At 68.6% G+C, this 17,667-nt stretch carries 18 protein-coding genes; 10 read left to right on the plus strand and 8 right to left on the minus strand.

Annotated elements, in window-relative coordinates; genetic code table 11:
- Positions 1-267 precede the first annotated feature (267 nt).
- The gene (locus FB562_RS08010; protein ID WP_185740484.1) at positions 268-1,497 is read right to left on the minus strand and encodes an MFS transporter; all 1,230 of its coding nucleotides are present in this window, start codon (positions 1,495-1,497) and stop codon (positions 268-270) included.
- A 42-nt stretch (positions 1,498-1,539) separates the two neighbouring features.
- The gene (locus tag FB562_RS08015; protein ID WP_141880621.1) at positions 1,540-2,976 is read right to left on the minus strand and encodes an XRE family transcriptional regulator; all 1,437 of its coding nucleotides are present in this window, start codon (positions 2,974-2,976) and stop codon (positions 1,540-1,542) included.
- A 150-nt stretch (positions 2,977-3,126) separates the two neighbouring features.
- Here FB562_RS08015 and FB562_RS08020 point away from each other — a divergent pair, with 150 nt between their 5' ends.
- From FB562_RS08020 to FB562_RS08040, 5 genes are all read left to right on the plus strand, one after another.
- Positions 3,127-5,004 carry a phosphoenolpyruvate carboxykinase (GTP) gene (locus FB562_RS08020; RefSeq protein WP_141880622.1) on the plus strand — a complete coding sequence of 626 codons (1,878 nt, stop codon included), beginning with the start codon at positions 3,127-3,129 and terminating at the stop codon, positions 5,002-5,004.
- 275 nt (positions 5,005-5,279) lie between these two features.
- On the plus strand, positions 5,280-5,873 hold the full coding sequence (locus FB562_RS08025) for a SigE family RNA polymerase sigma factor (protein ID WP_141880623.1): 594 nt from the start codon (positions 5,280-5,282) through the stop codon (positions 5,871-5,873).
- Positions 5,863-6,615, plus strand: coding sequence for a hypothetical protein (locus FB562_RS08030; protein ID WP_141880624.1), 753 nt, complete (start codon positions 5,863-5,865; stop codon positions 6,613-6,615). The genes FB562_RS08025 and FB562_RS08030 overlap by 11 nt, the downstream gene beginning before the upstream one ends.
- Before the next feature lie 83 nt (positions 6,616-6,698).
- Positions 6,699-7,442 (plus strand): PspA/IM30 family protein, encoded by a 744-nt coding sequence (locus tag FB562_RS08035; protein WP_141880625.1) that lies wholly within the window; start codon positions 6,699-6,701, stop codon positions 7,440-7,442.
- Between the two features lie 43 nt (positions 7,443-7,485).
- Entirely contained in the window at positions 7,486-8,310 is an 825-nt protein-coding gene (locus FB562_RS08040) for an arginase family protein (protein ID WP_246081394.1), read from the plus strand.
- A gap of 146 nt (positions 8,311-8,456) precedes the next feature.
- Here the strand turns inward: FB562_RS08040 and FB562_RS08045 are convergent, their stop codons facing one another.
- On the minus strand, positions 8,457-9,686 hold the full coding sequence (locus tag FB562_RS08045) for a glycosyltransferase (RefSeq protein ID WP_185740485.1): 1,230 nt from the start codon (positions 9,684-9,686) through the stop codon (positions 8,457-8,459).
- Between the two features lie 57 nt (positions 9,687-9,743).
- Between FB562_RS08045 and FB562_RS08050 the strand changes: the two genes are divergently transcribed.
- Both FB562_RS08050 and FB562_RS08055 read left to right on the plus strand, forming a co-directional pair.
- A complete protein-coding gene (locus FB562_RS08050; RefSeq protein ID WP_141880627.1) occupies positions 9,744-10,172 on the plus strand; it encodes a hypothetical protein in 429 nt (142 codons plus the stop codon).
- Between the two features lie 147 nt (positions 10,173-10,319).
- Positions 10,320-10,907 carry a hypothetical protein gene (locus FB562_RS08055; RefSeq protein WP_141880628.1) on the plus strand — a complete coding sequence of 196 codons (588 nt, stop codon included), beginning with the start codon at positions 10,320-10,322 and terminating at the stop codon, positions 10,905-10,907.
- A gap of 16 nt (positions 10,908-10,923) precedes the next feature.
- On the opposite strand, the gene FB562_RS08060 is transcribed toward FB562_RS08055, so the two are convergent.
- Positions 10,924-12,339, minus strand: a complete 1,416-nt coding sequence (locus tag FB562_RS08060; RefSeq protein ID WP_141880629.1) for an amidase — start codon at positions 12,337-12,339, stop codon at positions 10,924-10,926.
- 82 nt (positions 12,340-12,421) lie between these two features.
- Here FB562_RS08060 and FB562_RS08065 point away from each other — a divergent pair, with 82 nt between their 5' ends.
- Genes FB562_RS08065 through FB562_RS08075 form a run of 3 tightly spaced genes read left to right on the plus strand, consistent with a single transcriptional unit; the run spans position 12,422 to position 14,450 of the window.
- A complete protein-coding gene (locus tag FB562_RS08065; RefSeq protein ID WP_141880630.1) occupies positions 12,422-12,796 on the plus strand; it encodes a GntR family transcriptional regulator in 375 nt (124 codons plus the stop codon).
- Positions 12,793-13,683, plus strand: a complete 891-nt coding sequence (locus FB562_RS08070; protein WP_141880631.1) for an ABC transporter ATP-binding protein — start codon at positions 12,793-12,795, stop codon at positions 13,681-13,683. Before FB562_RS08065 ends, FB562_RS08070 begins: the two co-directional genes overlap by 4 nt.
- Complete coding sequence (locus tag FB562_RS08075; RefSeq protein ID WP_141880632.1) at positions 13,680-14,450, plus strand: hypothetical protein; 771 nt, start codon at positions 13,680-13,682, stop codon at positions 14,448-14,450. The genes FB562_RS08070 and FB562_RS08075 overlap by 4 nt, the downstream gene beginning before the upstream one ends.
- A gap of 13 nt (positions 14,451-14,463) precedes the next feature.
- Here the strand turns inward: FB562_RS08075 and FB562_RS08080 are convergent, their stop codons facing one another.
- The 4 genes from FB562_RS08080 to FB562_RS08095 form a co-directional block, all read right to left on the minus strand.
- The gene (locus tag FB562_RS08080; protein ID WP_141880633.1) at positions 14,464-15,042 is read right to left on the minus strand and encodes a GNAT family N-acetyltransferase; all 579 of its coding nucleotides are present in this window, start codon (positions 15,040-15,042) and stop codon (positions 14,464-14,466) included.
- A gap of 33 nt (positions 15,043-15,075) precedes the next feature.
- Positions 15,076-15,945, minus strand: coding sequence for an ABC transporter permease (locus FB562_RS08085; RefSeq protein ID WP_246081395.1), 870 nt, complete (start codon positions 15,943-15,945; stop codon positions 15,076-15,078).
- On the minus strand, positions 15,942-16,838 hold the full coding sequence (locus FB562_RS08090) for an ABC transporter ATP-binding protein (RefSeq protein WP_141880634.1): 897 nt from the start codon (positions 16,836-16,838) through the stop codon (positions 15,942-15,944). Before FB562_RS08090 ends, FB562_RS08085 begins: the two co-directional genes overlap by 4 nt.
- Positions 16,839-16,907: 69 nt before the next feature.
- A complete protein-coding gene (locus FB562_RS08095) occupies positions 16,908-17,585 on the minus strand; it encodes a uracil-DNA glycosylase (RefSeq protein WP_141880635.1) in 678 nt (225 codons plus the stop codon).
- Between the last annotated feature and the right edge of the window lie 82 nt (positions 17,586-17,667).

Consider the following 17,667-nt stretch of genomic DNA (forward strand, 5'->3'; position numbering starts at 1 on the left):
CGCACGGTTCTGGCACAAAAGCGTGCAATACGTGCAGTCTCGGCGAAGAGGGGCGGAACCGGCCCCGTGGGAGGTGCGAGGTCGAGGGCTGCGGATGCTCCGCGAGAGTACGCAAATCGTACGGTTCTGGCACAAAAGCGTGCGATTCGTGCAGTCTCGGCGAAGAGGGCGGGGCGGCAGCCGGGGCGGCCGGGCGGCGCGAGTGGCGCGGCGGCGCGAGTGGGCGGGCGGATGGCAGAGCGACGCGGGCGGCTCAGCGCGGGCGGCTCAGCGGCGCGCGGGCTCGCCGTCCATGTCGGCGATCGGATGGCGCAGCATCATTGTGGTGTAGAGGCCGAGGGCGAACAGCGCCACTGCCGTCGCGACCCAGAAGACCGCGGCCAGGCCCGCGAGCTCGATGACGATCCCGGCGATCGAGGCGCCAGCCGGCAGCGCACCCCAGCTGATGGCGCGGAACGCCGAATAGGCGCGCCCGAGCATCCGTACCGGCGTCACGTGCTGACGCACGGTGGCGTTCAGGATGCGCCAGGTGCTGCTGCCCACGCCGCCCAGAAAAGCTGCGGCCGCGCAGACGACGAGGTTCGCACCCAGCGCAGGTGCCAGCACCAGTGCGACGGTCGCGATCGGGTCGAAGGCGAGCAGCAGGCGAACACCCAGCGCACCGCGCAGCCAGCGGTACACGACGCTCGCGATGACGCCGCCGACCGCCATGACCGTGAAGACAAGCCCGTACTCGACGGTGCTCGCACCGAGCGGGCCCGGCGCGACGACGTACAGCACCATGACGGCCATCCACATCGCCCAGCTCAGATTCATGGTGGCGTTGATCGCGGTCAGCCAGCGCAGCGTGCGGTTGCGCCAGAGGAAGACGAGCCCCGCCCGCACGCGCCGGTCGGACGGCACGGCGCCCGGCGCGGTCACCGGCATCGGTGTGAGCCGCCGCACGAAGCCGACACCGATGAGCGCGAGCGCGTACAGTCCAGAACTCACCCCCACGACGACGGACTGCCCCAGGAGGATGAGCGCCCCCGCAAGCGGCGCGCCCAGCATGTCATTGGACACGTTGATCGTCGCCTCGATGCGCGCGTTCGCGCGGCCGCTCTGCTCCCTCGTGATGGTCGCCGGGATCGCCGCGAACAGCGAGGTGTCGACAAGCACCTCGGCCACGCCGTAGATGACGGCGGCCGCCGCAAGGAGCGGGTACGTCAGCATCCCCAGCGCGATGGCGACGGCGAGCGCACCGAGCACGACGGCGCGCACCGCATTGGTGACGAAGAGGATGCGGCGTGAGCCGAGATGGTCGACCACCCAGCCGGCGTGCAGCCCCACGACCGGCCAGGCCAGGGTGGCGAGCGCCGTGATCAGCGCGACCTGACCACCGGTGGCACCCGACGCGATGGCGACGAGCGGCAGGGCGAACAGGATTATGCCGTCGCCGAGGTTCGCTGCGCCCGTGGCGAACCACAGGCCGCCGAAGGACCTACCGAGTCGCGCCACCAGACAAGCCTAGGACTCGCATCCGACGCTCTGTGCTCGACATCAGTCGGTGTCGCCCGAATGCGCCTCGAGGAAGTCGTAGAGCTCTGTGTCGTCGACGCCGGGGAAGGTGCCCGACGGCAGCGGTGACAGGATGTGCGCGTGCAGTCTGGCGCTCGCCCACGCCTTGTGCGCCCAGCGGTCGGCGATCTCACCGGAGGGCCGTCGGCAGCAGTTCTCGTCGGGGCACGTCGACACCTCGCGGTTGCGTGTGTCGCGGCCACGGAACCACTTGGCGTCGTTGAACGGCACGCCGAAGGTGATCGAGAAGTCCTCCTGGGTACCGGTTCCCGTCTGGGTCGAACTCCAGAAGGTGCCCGTGGGCGTGTCGGTGTACTGGTAGAACTCGGTCGTGCGGTTGGTGCGGGTGAAGGCGACGCGGGCGCTCCAGTGCCGACACACGACCTGCCCCTCCGTCGAACCCGTGACGTCGGTCGGCAGCCGCATCCCGTCATTCTCGTAGCCCTTGTAGAGCGCGCCGTCGTCGCCGACCCGCATGAAGTGCACCGTCATGTCGAGGTGGCTGGTCGCAAGATTCGTGAAGCGCAGCGCGGCCGCCTCATGTGTGACCCCGAAGGCGTCACGGAAGTCCTCGATGGCCAGATTGCGGTCACCCTTCGCCGCCTGCAGGAAGTCGACGGACTGCTGGAGCGGCATGAGGCACGCCGCCGCGAAGTAGTTGATCTCGAGGCGCTGCCGGAGGAACTCGGCATAGCTCTCCGGCTCGTGATGTTCGAGCAACCGGTGCGCCATCGCCTGCAGCGCCATCGAGCGCAGCCCGTGCCCACCGGGGATGGAGGCGGGCGGAAGATAGATGCGGCCGTTCTTGAGATCGGTGACCGAGCGGGTCGAGTGCGGCAGATCGTCGACGTGGATGAGGTCGAAGCCGATGCGTCTGGCCATGAGGGCGACCGAGCGGTGCGTGAGCGCACCCGTCGTGTGCCCGACGCTCCTGAGGGTGTCCTCCGCCAGCTTCTCGAGCTCGGGGATGTAGTTGTTCCTGTCGCGCATGTGGTGGCGAAGTTCTGTGTTCGCCCGCCGCGCCTCCTCGGGGGTCGCGATCGCCTCGCGGGCCCGGCGCGCGAGCTCGCGGTGCAGCCCGACGAGCGCCGAGAGCGTGTCGTCGGGCATGGAACGGGAGGCACGGATGCTCGGAAGGCCGAGCGCCGAATAGATGGCGCCGCCCTGCAGTCTGTCGAGTTCGATCTCGAGGGCGGCCCGCGCGGTGGGCGGCTCCGTACTGAGAAGATCGGCCACCTTCACACCGAGCGCCTCTGCGATGGACTGCAGGAGTGAGAGCCGCGGCTCGCGACGGCCGTTCTCCATGAGCGATAGCTGGCTGCCGGCGATTCCGACGGCCGCGCCGAGCTGATCGAGCGTCAGCCCCGCCCCAGCCCTGAAGTGACGGATGCGCTGGCCCAGTGTCGCAAGATCGGTCATGTCTTCAGATTAGCGAAAGATTCACCGATCTTTCCACTCATTCCGGCACTATTTTGCCAGTCCACTGGCTCAGACTGCATATGTCACCGCTTTTTAGCAGATCGCTTTTCAGCAGACATCGCGGAACGCACCGAAAAGGACGGAAGGCCAATGACGCTCACCACACCTCGCCCCACGGGCACGACATCCGGACTCGGCACCATCAACGGCGAACCGAGCGGAGCGCCCGCCGGCGCCAACGAGAAGGTCATCGCCTGGGTCGAATCGATCGCAGAGCTCACCACCCCGGACAGCATCGTCTGGTGCGACGGCTCACCGCAGGAATGGGATCGCCTCACCCGCGAGATGGTCGAACGCGGCACCCTCACCCGCCTCAACCCCGAGCACCGCCCCTACAGCTTTCTGGCCCGCAGCCACCCCGACGACGTCGCGAGGGTCGAATCGCGCACCTTCATCGCATCCGAGAACGAGGCGGATGCCGGCCCCACCAACAACTGGGTCGACCCGAAAGAGATGCGCGCCACGCTCAAGGGCCTGTTCGCCGGTTCCATGCGCGGTCGCACCATGTACGTCATGCCGTTCTCGATGGGCCCGCTCGGCAGCCCGCTCGCCAAGCTGGGCGTGCAGGTGACCGACTCCCCCTACGTCGTCGTGAGCACCGCCGTGATGACCCGCATGGGCATCGACGCGCTGCGCCTCATCGGCGACGACACCGAATGGGTGCCCGCCGTTCACAGTGTCGGCGCCCCGCTCGATGCCGGCCAGCAGGATGTCGCCTGGCCGCGCAACGACACCAAGTACATCTCGCACTTTCCGGAGACCCGCGAGATCTGGTCGTTCGGCTCCGCCTACGGCGGCAACGCGCTGCTCGCAAAGAAGTCGTTCGCCCTGCGCATCGCCTCCGTGATCGCCCGCAAGGAGGGGTGGCTCGCCGAGCACATGCTCATCCTCAAGGTCACCAACCCGCGCGGCCGAGTCTTCCACGTTGCAGCGGCGTTCCCCTCCGCCTGCGGCAAGACCAACCTGGCGATGCTCAAGCCGAGCATCCCGGGATGGAAGGTCGAGACGATCGGCGACGACATCGCCTGGCTGCGCCCCGGCGCCGACGGCCGCCTGCGCGCCATCAACCCGGAGGCCGGCTTCTTCGGCGTGGCTCCCGGCACGAGTGTCAAGACGAACTCGACCGCCATCGAGACACTCTGGGGCAACACCATCTTCACGAATGTCGCGCTCCGGGAGGACGGCGACGTGTGGTGGGAGGGGCTCACGGACAAGGCGCCCGCCAACCTCACCGACTGGCAGGGCAGGCCATGGACACCCGAATCGGGAACGCCCGCAGCACATCCGAACTCCCGCTTCACCGTCGCAGCGCACCAGGCCCCCTCGATCGCCGAGAGTTGGGACGACCCGCAGGGCGTGGTCATCGACGCGATCATCTTCGGCGGTCGCCGGGCCACCAATGTGCCGCTCGTGACCGAGGCGCGCGACTGGGAGCACGGCGTCTACATCGGCGCGACCGTCTCGTCTGAGCGCACGGCAGCGGCCGAGGGAACCGTCGGCGAGCTGCGCCGCGACCCCTTCGCGATGATGCCCTTCGTCGGATACAACATGGCCGACCACTGGTCGCACTGGCTCTCCGTCGGCGAAGGCCTGCGCAAGACCGGCAGCGTCCCCCGCATCTTCCAGGTGAACTGGTTCCGCAAGGGTGACGACGGTAGCTTCCTGTGGCCCGGCTTCTCAGAGAACTCGCGTGTGCTCGAGTGGATCCTCGACCGCGTCGACGGCAGCGCCGCCGCCGTCGACACACCGCTCGGCTACGCCCCCGTCGAGGGCGGGCTCGACGTCGACGGACTCGACATCGACGACGAGCAGCTGAAGCAGCTCTTCGCGATCGACCCCGAGGCGTGGCTCGCCGAGCTCGACGACACCGAGGGCTTCTTCGCCCGATTCGGCGATCGGCTGCCCGCAGCCATGGCGACCCAGCTCGCCGAGATCCGCCAGCGGATGCTGCAGAAGGCAGACCGCTAGCACCCAGGCCCCACACTGCGGCGTGCGCACACGACGGACGTCTCATTCACGGATGCGCTCAAACGACGCCGAAGTGTGGAGATACGGGCGTACCCCTTCCAAGAGGGGTGCGCCTGTGTCATTTAACGCAGCTGTGTCGTTTAAGCGGTGCGGCGCATCCGCCCCAACGTTTCTGTCGGCCCGTGCGTCTTAGTGTGTGAGGGGTCTCCCGTGGCGCATCCACGGGCAGGCTCGGTGAGACGACACAAGACGCGACAGGAAGAGGCGAGAAACGGATGGCCGCAGACAGCTGGGAACAGCTCGTGACGACGCTCGTCGCCAAGCGCGGAGAAGCGCTCACCCGCTACGCCTACCTGGTCTCCGGCAGCGCCGACGACGCCGCCGACCTCGTGCAGGACGCCCTCGTCAAGACCTTCGGGCGACTCCGCAACGGCCTCAGCATCACGAGCGCCGAAGCGTATGTGCGCCGCGCCATCCTCAACGGCCACATCGACGCGACCCGCCGCCGCTCACGCTGGCGCACCATCTCCCACCTGGCCGCAGAGCCCGAATCGCACGACTCCCCCGCCCCCGCCGCCGAGGCCCGCCTGGATCTCCGCGGCGAGCTCATGCGGCTCTCCCCGCGCGAGCGGGCCTGCATCGTGCTGCGCTACTACGACGACCTCAAGGTCGACGACATCGCCGAGACCCTCGACATCAGCCCGGGCAGCGTCAAGCGCTACCTCAGCGACGGGCTGGCCCGGCTGTCGATCTCCGTGAAACGCGACGACGAAGCAGAACCGCTCGAACTGACCACGCCATCCGGGAGGACGGCATCGCAGAACAGGAACGCGCCATCCGACGCGGAAGGAGCCGACAATGCCCAGTGAGAACGAACTCAGGACCATGCTCGCGGATGTTCCCCTGCCGAAACTCGACATCGACACCGGCTCGGTCATCCGCCGCAGCAGGCGCCGCAGGCTGCCCCGCCAGATCGGTGTCGGTTCCGCCATGACGCTCGCCGTCATCGGCATCGGGGTCGCCGGCTTCACCCGGCTTCAGCCCAGCCCCGTGGGCATGATGGCTGAGACGGCCTCCGACTCTTCCGGCGCAGGCGAATGGGCGCCGACGTTCTCCGGCGGCGGCACGACCGGGCTCGCCCCCATCGAGAAGCTCAACGGCTGCGGCGGCCCGCTCGCCGAGGTCACACCGAACGAGGCCGGGCTCGTGCTCGAACCGCAGTTCGAGGCATCCGTCGCCGCCGGCACACAGCAGGTCGCCGGCACCGTCACGCTGCTCAACACGGGAACCCAGCAGGTGCGCGGCACGACCGCAGCCTCGCCCACCATGACCCTGTCGCAGGACGGCGTGACCGTGTGGCACAGCAACGGGCCCACCATCATGCTCGCCGCCCTCGTCGACCTCGCGCCGGGCGCATCCAGAGAATATGACGCGACGATCACGCCTGTGCTCTGCGGCGAGGAGGACGAGACGCAGGAGCAGTTCCGCGCGGAGCTGCCGCCGCTCGAACCCGGCGAATACCAGCTGAGCGCCGCCATCCTTCTGACACCGGAAGACGGATCGGCGGGGCAGCTCGTGACAGGGCCGGCGCAGGCCATCACGATCGAATAGCCGAGGCCGGCCGCCCCTGTCGACGCCCAGCCTGTTCGGATACGCTCGCACAAGGGAAGACCGCCCCCGACGAAAGGACCCGCATGGCCAAGCAATCGATCTTCGGACGCATCGCCCAACTGGCGAAAGCGAACATCAACGCCCTGCTCGACGCAGCAGAAGACCCCGCCAAGATGCTCGACCAGATGGTGCGCGACTACAGCAGCAGCATCTCCGAAGCCGAAAGCGCCATCTCGGAGACCATCGGCAACCTGCGCCTGCTCGAGCAGGACCACGCCGAAGACGTCGCCAACGCGGAGGACTGGGGCCGCAAGGCCGTCGCCGCCAGCCGCAAGGCCGACGAACTTCGCGGAGGCGGCAACACTGGCGACGCCGACAAGTTCGACAACCTCGCCAAGGTCGCCCTCGGCCGACAGATGGCCGCAGAGAAGGAGGCGACGGATGCCGAACCCGTCATCGCCTCGCAGACCGCCGTCGTCGACCAGCTCAAGAAGGGCCTCGAGGCGATGAAGGGCAAGCTCGGCGAACTGTCGTCGAAGCGCGACCAGCTCATCGCCCGGGCCAAGACCGCATCCGCACAGACGCAGGTGCTCGACGCCATGAAGAGCATCGACCTGCTCGACCCCACCAGCGAGATCAGCCGCTTCGAGGAGAAGGTACGCCGCGAAGAGGCGCGCGTACTCGGCGCCCAGGAGCTGGCCGCCTCAAGCCTCGACTCGCAGTTCGAACAGCTCGAGGCATCCGACACCGCGGTCGAGTTGGATGCGCGACTTGCGGCGCTCAAAGCAGGAACGGCCGCCCCGCGGCAGGTCACGAGCGGCGAGTAACATCCTGCTCACCTCGCGCGGCCACGGCATGGGAGACTGAGCCGTGGCCGCCTCGTTCTACGTCGTACCCCAATGGCAGGGGTCTGGTTCGTCGCGCGCGATGCGGCTCGCCGACGGGGCCGCCGCCATCCGGGGCGATCTGCCCTCAGCATCCACCACCGTCATCGACGTGCCGGCGGAGGCCGGCGACGCGCAGGACACCGGAGTGCACCGGCTCAGCTCGATCGCGGCGGTGCGCGACAGGCTCGCCGACGCCCTCGCCTCCCGCCGCGAACCGGCGATCACCATCGGCGGCGACTGCGGTGTCGAACTCGCCGCCATCGAGCACGCGGCGCGCGGGCGCACGCTCGCCGTCGTCTGGTTCGACGCTCACGCCGACCTGAACAACCCCGAAGGCTCGCCGTCCAGCGCCTTCCACGGCATGGTGCTGCGCACGCTTCTCGGAGACGGACCGGAGGCGCTGCTGCCGCAGCACCCGCTCGCAGCCGAACAAGTCGTGCTCGCCGGAACCCGCGCCCTCGACGACGGCGAGCAGGAATACATCGAGACCACAGGCATCCGGATGCTCGGCCCGCTCGAGTTGGGACCGGATGCGCTCGTGACGGCCGTCGAGGCGACCGGCGCCGACTCCGTCTACCTGCACATTGACCTCGACGTGCTCGACCCCGGAATCGTGGAGGGCCTCGGCTACCCCGTTCCCTTCGGGCTGACGGCGGCGACGCTCGTGGAGTCGATCCGGGCGCTGCGACGGCGCTTCGAGTTCGCCGGCGCGGGGATCACCGAGTTCGCGCCCGCCTCCCGTGAGCAGGCGGAGGGCGACCTGCCGACCATCCTGCGCATCATCGGCGCGCTCACGGCCACGCCGTAGCTCGCCCCCGCGCCCGCGCCCCGTCGCGCCCCCGAGCCCCCGAGACGCTGAGCCCCCGAGACGCCCGCTGAAAACGAAGGAGATTCTCGCGGAAAGAGCCGCGCCGGGCGCATTCGGGGCACGGATGGCGAGAATCTCCTTCGTTTTCAGCGCAGGCTGCCGTAGACGCCCAGGAGCGCCGTGGCGGTCGCCGCCCACGTGTAGCCGAGGGCGTGCTCGCGGGCGCTCGACGACAGCGCCGCCCGCGCCGCCGGATCGTCGAGCAGCGCGGTGATCGCGTGCGCCCAGTCGCGCGGATCACGCGTGTCGAGGAGCAGACCGGAGCGCCCCTCGGCGATCGACTCCGCCAGCCCCGTGCTGCGGTAGCCGATGACGGGGGTGCCGCTCGCCGCAGACTCGAGCGCGACCAGACCGAACGTCTCCGAGTGTGAGGGCACGAGTGTGATGCTCGCGACCGCCAGCAGTTCGGCCAGCGGTTCGCGCCCAAGCGCCCCGACGAAGCGCACCTCCTCGGCGAGATCCAGCTCGACGGCCAGCGAGCGCAGCGAGTCCAGGTAACGTTCGTCGCCGGGGGTCGCCTCCCCCACGACCACCAGAACGGGCGCCCAGCCGCGCAGCTCGTGCACACCGGCGAGTGCACGGATGGCCAACTCCTGATCCTTGAGCGGCTGCACGCGGCCGACGACGGCGATGATGGGGCGACCCTCCTCGATGCCGTAGCGTCTGCGCACGCGCGCCGCAGCATCCGGATGTTCCGGTGTGAAGAGTTCGACGTCGACGCCGGGCGGGATGACCCAGATGCGGTCGGCGGGCGCCCTCGCGTCGTCGATGAGGCTCTCGACCTCGGCGGCCGAGCCGGCGATGACGGCGCCCGCCTGGCTGGCGAGGTAGGCCTCCGATCGCATCCGCATGTCTGATTCGGGTGTCTGCCCTGCGGCGAGGTGGCGGTTCTTCATCGCCCCCAGGGTGTGGAAGCTCTGCACGAACGGCAGGCCCAGCTCGAGCGCCACGGGCAGGGTGGCGATGCCGCTCAGCCAGTAGTGGGCGTGGATGACGTCGTAGCGCGACGAGTCACGCCCGGCCAGTTCGGCGACGGCCTCCCCGAAGTCGTCGGCGATGCCCGGCAGGAACGACTTGTCGATGACGGATGCGGGCCCGGCGGCGAGCTCGTGCAGGGTCACCCCCGCACCCACCCGGCTGACGCGGGGAGCCCCTGCGGCCCGCGTGAGCAACTCCACCTCGACCCCCCGGGCCGCCAGCTCGTGGGCGGTCGCGATGAGGGAGACGTTGAGGCCGCCGGCGTCTCCCGTGCCGGCCTGCTGCGCAGGCGGCGTGTGCATCGAGACCAGAGCAACCCGTCTCAGCGTGCCCGTCATGATGCCACTGTATTGGCGTACGGGCCGAGTGTCGGCACGACGTGCTAGAAACATGTCATGTCCGCCTCACCGACCCTGCTGGAGCGAAGCTGTCGCGGGCTCGTGCGCGGTGTCTCCCGTGTCGGCTGGCTTCGCACTGTTCTGCTGCATCCGGTGGTGGCGAGGCCCGGCTATTGGGTGGCGACGGCCGCGGGACTGCTGTGGGGCACCATCCTGAGCCTGGGTCGCATCCGCGGTGACGGCGGCGTCATCGTCGCCAGAAGCTGCCCCCGCTGGGCCTTCGGGCGAGGCGGCACCACGGTGGGCGCCGTCTATCTGACCTGCGACACGATCTCACCGGATGTGCTGCGTCACGAGGCCGTGCATCGCGCGCAGTGGAGGCGCTACGGTCTGGCCTTCATCCCCCTGTATTTCGCGGCCGGGCTCGACGGGCGCACGAACCGTTTCGAGGTGGAGGCGGGGTTGGAGCTCGGCGGCTACCGCTGACGCGTGGTGAGGCATGGCATCCATTCTGCGACGATCGCATAACGGTGGGCCACTTCTCCCCTTGCCCTCACAGCCGCCTGCACTAATCTGTCTAGACGTCGCTGTGTGCGGCATTCCGCCCGAATCGTTCCGTCATCCTGGAGAACCATGAAGCTTCGTGTCGCCCGCTTCGCGGCGCTGGCCCTCGCCGTATCGCTCCTTGCGACGGCCTGCTCGAGCGGCGAGGAGACCCCGAGCGGTGACGACGCCCGCACCGTTCCCAGCACGACCGCAGCGCCGGCACCATCCGGCGAGGCCAAGCCCAGCACACCGGAGTCGCCGGCGCCACTGACGTGCGATTCGCTCGTCTCGGAGGCGACCCTGGCCGAGTTCGAGGCGAACGGCTTCGTGCACGACGAGACCTACGAGCAGACGCTGCGCGACGACAACAGCATCGAGGCGAAGTTCTTCGACTTCGGCGGCATCGCCTGCATGTGGTTCCTGCCCAACAGCGACGGCTGGGCCGCGTTCGGCTACTCCGAGATCAGTGATGCGGATGCCGCGGCGGTGCAGGAGCAGCTGGTGGCGGATGGCTACGTGCGCAGCGATGAGGGCAGCGACGCCGTCTACGCCCTCGCCCCCGAGACGAACACGCTCGGCCACGACGACACGTTCCTGTTCGAGCCTGGCGCCTGGTTCCACTCGGTGCAGCGCGCCGGAATCGATGAGGTCCGCGCCATCATCGCGGCCCGCTAGCCCCGCATCCGCGCCGTCACCACTGCGGTGGGTGGCGTCTCTGCCAGCCGATGCGCCTCTCCAGTTGGGCGCCGATGGCCAGCAGTGTCGCCTCGCCTCCCGGGCGACCGATCAGCTGGATGCCCATAGGCAGCCCGTCATCCGTCTGATGCACCGGCAGTGTCACGGCGGGAAGGCCGCTGACGTTCACGAATGAGGTGAACGGCGTGTATTGCACCTGCTGCGCGAAGTTCTTCTCCCCGTCGGCGCTGTCGTACCAGCCGAGCGGGCGCGGCGTCATCGCGAGCGCGGGCGTGACGATGGCGTCGTAGGGCGCGAACTGGCGGATGACGGAGCGCTCGAACTGCGCGAGGCCGGCGAGCGCCTCGACGAGCCTGCGCGCGGGCAGTTCACGGCCGCGCTCGACGAGCCAGCGGGTGAGCGGTTCGAGCAGCTCGAGGGCGGCACCCTCCGCAGGAATGCCGGCGGCGCCGGCCTGCCAGAGCACCCTGAAGTGGGGCGCGTAGTCAGGCCACGGTTCGAGGGCGATCGCCTCGATGCCGTGCCCGAGCGCGTCGAGCTCGGCGATGCCGTGGTCGAGGGCTGCGGATGCCTCGGACGAGACGGTGATGTCGTAGGCGTCGTCCCACGGGCTCGTCGTCATGACGGCGAGCTGGTAGCGCCCCTCCCCTCGGATGGCGGCGTTGGAGAGCGCTCCGCCCTCCCAGCGCGGCGCCCTCAGCGTGAACGGGAACGGCTCGTCGCCGATCATCGCGTCGAGGAGCATTGCGGCGTCGCCGACCGTGCGGGCGAGTGGTCCGGCGACGGGCAGGCCGCCGAGCGAGCCGATGCCGGAACCGGAGGGCACGAGCCCGCGGGATGGCTTCACACCAACAAGGCCGGTGGCCGCCGCGGGGATGCGGATGGACCCGCCCCCGTCGGAGCCGGGCGCGAACGGCAGCAGCCCTGCAGCAACAGCCACGGCAGCCCCTCCGCTGGAGCCGCCTGCTCCGAGCGCCGGGTTCCAAGGAGTGCGTGCGGGCGGGGCGACAAGCGACTCGGTGTAGGAGGGCATCCCGAACTCGGGGGTGTTGGTCTTGCCGAGGCTGATACCGCCGGCGGCATCGAGCGCCTGCGGCAGTTCGTCGCTCGTGTCAGGCACGAAGTCCGCCATGAGCCGGGAGCCGAACTTCGCGGGAACGCCCGCGCGCATGGTGAGGTCCTTGTCGGCGAAGGGCAGACCCCAGAGCGGATCGGGTCTCGGCCCCGCATCACCGAGGCGGCGCGCCCGCTCTCTCGCGGCATCCGGGGTGACGGTCACGAAGGCACCGAGGCCGTCGTCGAGCCTCTCGATGCGGGAGAGATAGTGGTCGACGATCTCGAGTGGGCTGAGCTGCCGCTGTTGCAGCCGTTCCCACTGCTCGCGGGCGGTCAGGTCGTGGATCTCAGACATTCTTCGAGCCTAGCCTTGACACGGATTCCGTTCGGTGGTTACTTAGTCAAGTAACTAACCGACCAACACGAGAGGGGCTGACATGGACGAAGGCCGACCGATATTCGTTCAGCTCGCCGAACTCATCGAAAACGACATCCTCAGCGGCGCCCTCGCCGAAGAGACCCAGGTGCCGTCAACGAACGAGTTCGCCGCGTTCCACCGCATCAACCCCGCCACCGCCGGCAAAGGCGTCAACCTGCTCGTCGACGCCGGCATCCTCTACAAGAAACGAGGCATCGGAATGTTCGTAGCCGAAGGCTCGCGGGCCCGCATCGTCGACGGCCGCCGCACGCGCTTCGAGCGCGACTTTCTCGCACCGCTCATCGACGAGGCCGCCAAACTCGGCATCGGCACCCAGCAGCTCGCGGACATGATCCGCTCAACAACAACCGAACAGAAGGGAACCGGAGCATGACCCCCGTCGTAAGCGTCTCTGGGCTCAGCAAAAACTTCGGCAGCGTGCGCGCCGTCGACAACGTCAGCTTCACCATCGAGGAGGGCCGCATCTACGGCCTGCTCGGCCGCAACGGCGCCGGCAAGTCCACCCTCATGAACCTGCTCACCGGCCAGGACTTCGCCAGCCGCGGTGACATCGAGGTCTTCGGCGCCTCCCCCGTTGAAAACGCCTCCGTTCTGCGCAACATCTGCTTCATCAAAGAGAGCCAGCGCTACCCCGAGGACTACGTCGTCAAGCATGTGCTGCGCAGTGCCCCCTGGTTCTTCGAGAACTGGGATCAGGACTTCGCCGACCGCCTCGTCGACGAGTTTCGACTGCCCCTGGGCCGCCGCATCAAGAAGCTCTCCCGCGGCCAGCTCTCCGCCGTCGGAGTCATCACCGGCCTCGCCTCGCGGGCGCCGCTGACCTTCTTCGACGAGCCCTATCTGGGGCTGGATGCCGTGGCCAGGCAGCTCTTCTACGACCGCCTCCTCGAGGACTTCGCCGAGCATCCGCGCACCGTCATCCTGTCGACGCACCTGATCGATGAGGTCAGCAACCTTCTCGAACACGTGCTCGTCATCGACAACGGTCGCATCATCATCGACGAAGAGGCCGAGACCCTGCGCGGCTCGGCGACAACAGTCGTCGGCACGCGCACCGCAATCGACGTCTTCGTCGAAGGCCGCACCGTGCTGCACCGCGAAGGGATCGGCGGGCTCGCATCCGTCACCGTCGACTCCCTCGACAGCGACGGACGCCGTGAGGCATCAGCCGCCGGCCTCGAACTGTCATCGGTCTCGCTGCAGCAACTCATCGTCAGAAAGACCAACTCATCGACAAAAGAATTCGAGGAGACCGCATGACCACGGCAATCGAAACCAAAGCCCTCCCCCAGGGAGGAGGCGTGCGGCGCATCATCAACGTCACACGAATGCAGCTCATCAACCGTTTCTCGCTGCTCGTGCTGCCATGGATGATCCTGGGCTTCATCTTCATCGTCAACCTGGCCGTCTGGTGGCTCATCATGACGAATGTCAGCGCAGCAGACCGCGCCGACGCCTCCGACGGAATGCAGTTCAGCGGCGCGACCGGCTTCATCTTCGTCTACATGCTCGTCGTGGCCGTGCAATCGGTGAACCTCACGTTCCCCTTCGCACTCGGCTTCAGCGCAACCCGCAGAGACTTCTACTTCGGGTCGCTCGTGCTGTTCGTCATCATGAGCGCCTACTACGGCCTCGGAATGACGATCCTCGCCGCGATCGAGCGTGCAACGGACGGCTGGGGTTTCGGCGGGCGCATGTTCGATGTGCTCTACTTTCAGGCGCCCAACCCGGTGATGCAGTTCGTGCTGTTCTTCGTGCTGTTCCTGTTCTTCTTCCTGGTCGGCGCCGGCGTTTCGGCCGTCTACGTCAGGTGGCGCTCGAACGGCATGATCGTCTTCTGGGCCCTCTTCGCCGTGCTGCTCATCGGCGCGGCAGCACTCATCACCTTCACCCAGAACTGGGTCACCGTCGGCCAGTGGTTCGTCGAGATGGGCCCGTTCGGGGTCGTCATGTGGTCGCTCCTGCCGAGCACGCTGATCGCCATCTCCGGCTACTTCCTGCTGCAGAAGGCGACACCCAAGAGCTGAGCCGCGGGGTGGGCTACTTGAGCGACTTCTGCATGAGCACGGTGCCCAGCCAGCGCTCGAACTTGAAGCCCACCCGCCCCATGCGGCCGATCTCGGTGAAACCGAACTGCTCGTGCAGGCGGATCGACCCCTCCGCCCCCTTGTCGGCGATGACCGCCACGATCTCCTTGATTCCGGCGGCCTTCGAGCGTTCGATGAGCTCCGCCATGAGCGCCCTGCCGAGGCCCTTGCCTGTCGCGGCGGGGCCGAGATAGATGGAGTTCTCGACCGTGAACCGGTAGGCGGCCTTCTCCTTCCACGGGTACACATAGGCGTAGCCGAGAACCTCGCCGGAGGGGCTCTCCGCCACGATGAACGGAAAGCCCAGCTTCTGCAGATGCGCGAACTTCGAGCGCAGCGCGCGCAGCGTCAGCGGCACCTCGTCGAAGGTGACCACCGAGTTGGCGACGTAGTGGTTGTAGATGGCGCGCACCGAGGGCAGATCCGCCACCACCGCCTCCCGGATGTCGTATTCGAAGGCGGCGGGGTCGGGAGCCGGAGGGCGCAGGCGGGCGGGGAGACGGCGCCTCGGCGCGTACTCCTCCTCAAGCATCCGCTCCTCCCGCTCCCGACATGCAGCGATGCATCAGGTGACATCCTTGCGCCACGCCGACACGTAGCCGATGAGGGCCGCCACGACGGCGATCGCCAGCAGCACAAGCCCGCCCTGCCACCACAACAGCGGATCGGCGGATGTCGCTCCCGCTGAGACCAGCGAGAAGAAGCTGGCCCCGACGAGGGCGTCACCGGCGGCTCCCGGCAGGAAGCGGCCGATGTCGGCAGCCCAGTCGGCGAACAGAGCTGCGGCCCGCAGCGTCGGCTCGACGAACTGCGTGAAGGCGAGCAGCACCACGATGGCCGCGACCTGGTTGGGGATGAGGGTCCCCACCCCGACCCCTATGACCGCCCAGAGCGCCATGGCGAGCACGGCCCTGGCGATGAGCATCCAGGTCTCGGTGTCGCCGAGGCCCGAATCGTTGCCCGTCGCGGCGAGGATGGGGCCGCCGATGCCGACGGTTCCGATCAGCGCTGCCGCTCCGAACAGAGCACCCACAAGCGCGAGTACGAGAAGCTTCGCGAGGAGCACCCGCCCGCGCTTCGGCGTCGCCAGGAACGTCGGGGTGAGCGTCTGGTGCCGGTACTCACCCGTGACCGCGAGCGTGCCCAGGATGACCGGGAACACGTAGCCGAGCGATGTCGCGAGGCTGTACACGAGGGAGGGCAGCGTGGCGAGTTGCCCCTCCTCAGCGGGAGGCATGCCGCCCGCATCCCCCATGTTGGAGCCGAAGAGGCCCGCCATCGCGGCAGCCATGACGCCGACATAGGCGACCATGATCATGAGCAGCACCCACCACATCCGGGTGCTGAACAGCTTGATGAACTCTGCCCTGATCGCTCCGACGAACGTCGATGCGGGCGTGGATGCGACCGTTGCGGCCGAATGCGAGGCGCTCACGGGCGACCCCCCTCTCCGACGAGTTCGAGGAACGAGTTCTCGAGCCCTCCGTGCTGCACCATGAGAAGGCTCAGCGGCACTCCGGCCGAGAGCGCGACGGCTCCGACCCGAGCGGCGTCGATGCCGACGACGGCGAGGCCTGCATCGGTCTCGCGCGGTTCGGCTCCTGCCGCGAGCAGCGCTGCGGCGAGCGCCGGGCGATTCGGGGAGTCGACGACGACCTGTGTGCTGTGGTCGAGCTCATCCAGGCCACCCTCGTAGACGAGGCGGCCCCCGGCGATGATGATGAGCCGGTCGACGGTCTGCTGCACCTCGCTGAGCAGGTGGGAGGAGACGAGCACCGTGCGACCCTCCGCGGCGAGCTCGCGCAGGAGGGTGCGGATCCAGCGGATGCCCTCCGGGTCGAGGCCGTTGATGGGTTCGTCGAGCACGAGCACGCCGGGGTCGCCGAGAAGCGCGAAGGCGAGGCCGAGGCGCTGGCGCATGCCGAGCGAGTAGCCGCCGACGCGTCGCCCGGCGTAGTCGGCGAGGCCGACCTGCCCGAGCACGGTGTCGACGCGGGCCCGGCCGATGCCTGCTGCCGCCGCGTAGACGGCGAGGTGATTGTGGGCGCTGCGACCGGGGTGGAAGCTGGCCGCCTCGAGCGCCGTGCCGACGGTCGAGAGCGGGGCGCGCAGCTGCCGGTAGCTCGTGCCGCCGAAGGTCGCGGTGCCGGATGTCGGCTTGACGAGCCCGAGGAGCATGCGCAGTGTTGTGGTCTTGCCTGCGCCGTTGGGTCCGAGGAATCCGGTGACCCGGCCGGGCTCGACGGTGAAGCTGAGGTCGCTGACGGCTGCGACGGCGCCGAAGCGTTTGGAGAGGCCGTGTATCTCTATCGTCTGGACCGTGGTCATCCCGTGGCTCCCATTGTTCTATTTGTCATATAACAACCCTATCCATAATCGGCCATCGAGGAAAGCCCCTCACGGCAGCCGCCAGTCGATCGGCTCTGCGCCCTGCTCCTCCAACAATGCATTCGCCCTGCTGAACGGGCGCGAACCGAAGAAACCCCGCGACGCCGACAGAGGACTCGGATGCGCGGATGCCACGACAGGCGTCGAGCCCAGAAGCGGGCGAAGCGACGCCGCATCATTGCCCCAGAGAATCGCGACGAGGGGCTCCGGCCGCGCCACCAGGGCACGGATCGCCGCCTCCGTGACCTCCTCCCAGCCGCGCCTCCTGTGCGAGCCGGACTCACCCGCGCGCACCGTGAGAACCCGGTTGAGCAGCATGACGCCGCGCTCGGCCCACGCGCTCAGATCGCCGTGCTGCGCCGGCTCGATGCCGAGGTCGTCGTGCAGCTCCCGGTAGATGTTCTGCAGGCTGCGCGGCAGCGGGCGCACTCCCCTGTCAACGGCGAAGCTCAACCCTATCGCGTGCCCGGGCGTCGGGTACGGATCCTGCCCGACGATGAGCACCCGGACATCCGCCAGCGGGTAGCCGAAGGCGCGCAGCACGCGCTCACCCGGCGGCAGATAGTCGCGACCCGCCGCCGTCTCCGCCCGGAGGAACTCCCCCAGCGCGGCAACAGTCGGCTCGACGGGGCGCAACGCCTCCGCCCAGCCCTGCTCGACGAGCTGCGAGAGCGGGCGAGGCGTCATGCTTCGAGCGTAGTGGCAGGCCCCGACGCTGTCGCCTCCGCGAGGCGCTGCCGGTGAGCCCGCCCTGGCGCTACGCTCACCC

This window comes from Homoserinimonas aerilata (assembly GCF_006716125.1).
GTDB classification, from domain to species: Bacteria; Actinomycetota; Actinomycetes; order Actinomycetales; family Microbacteriaceae; genus Homoserinimonas; species Homoserinimonas aerilata.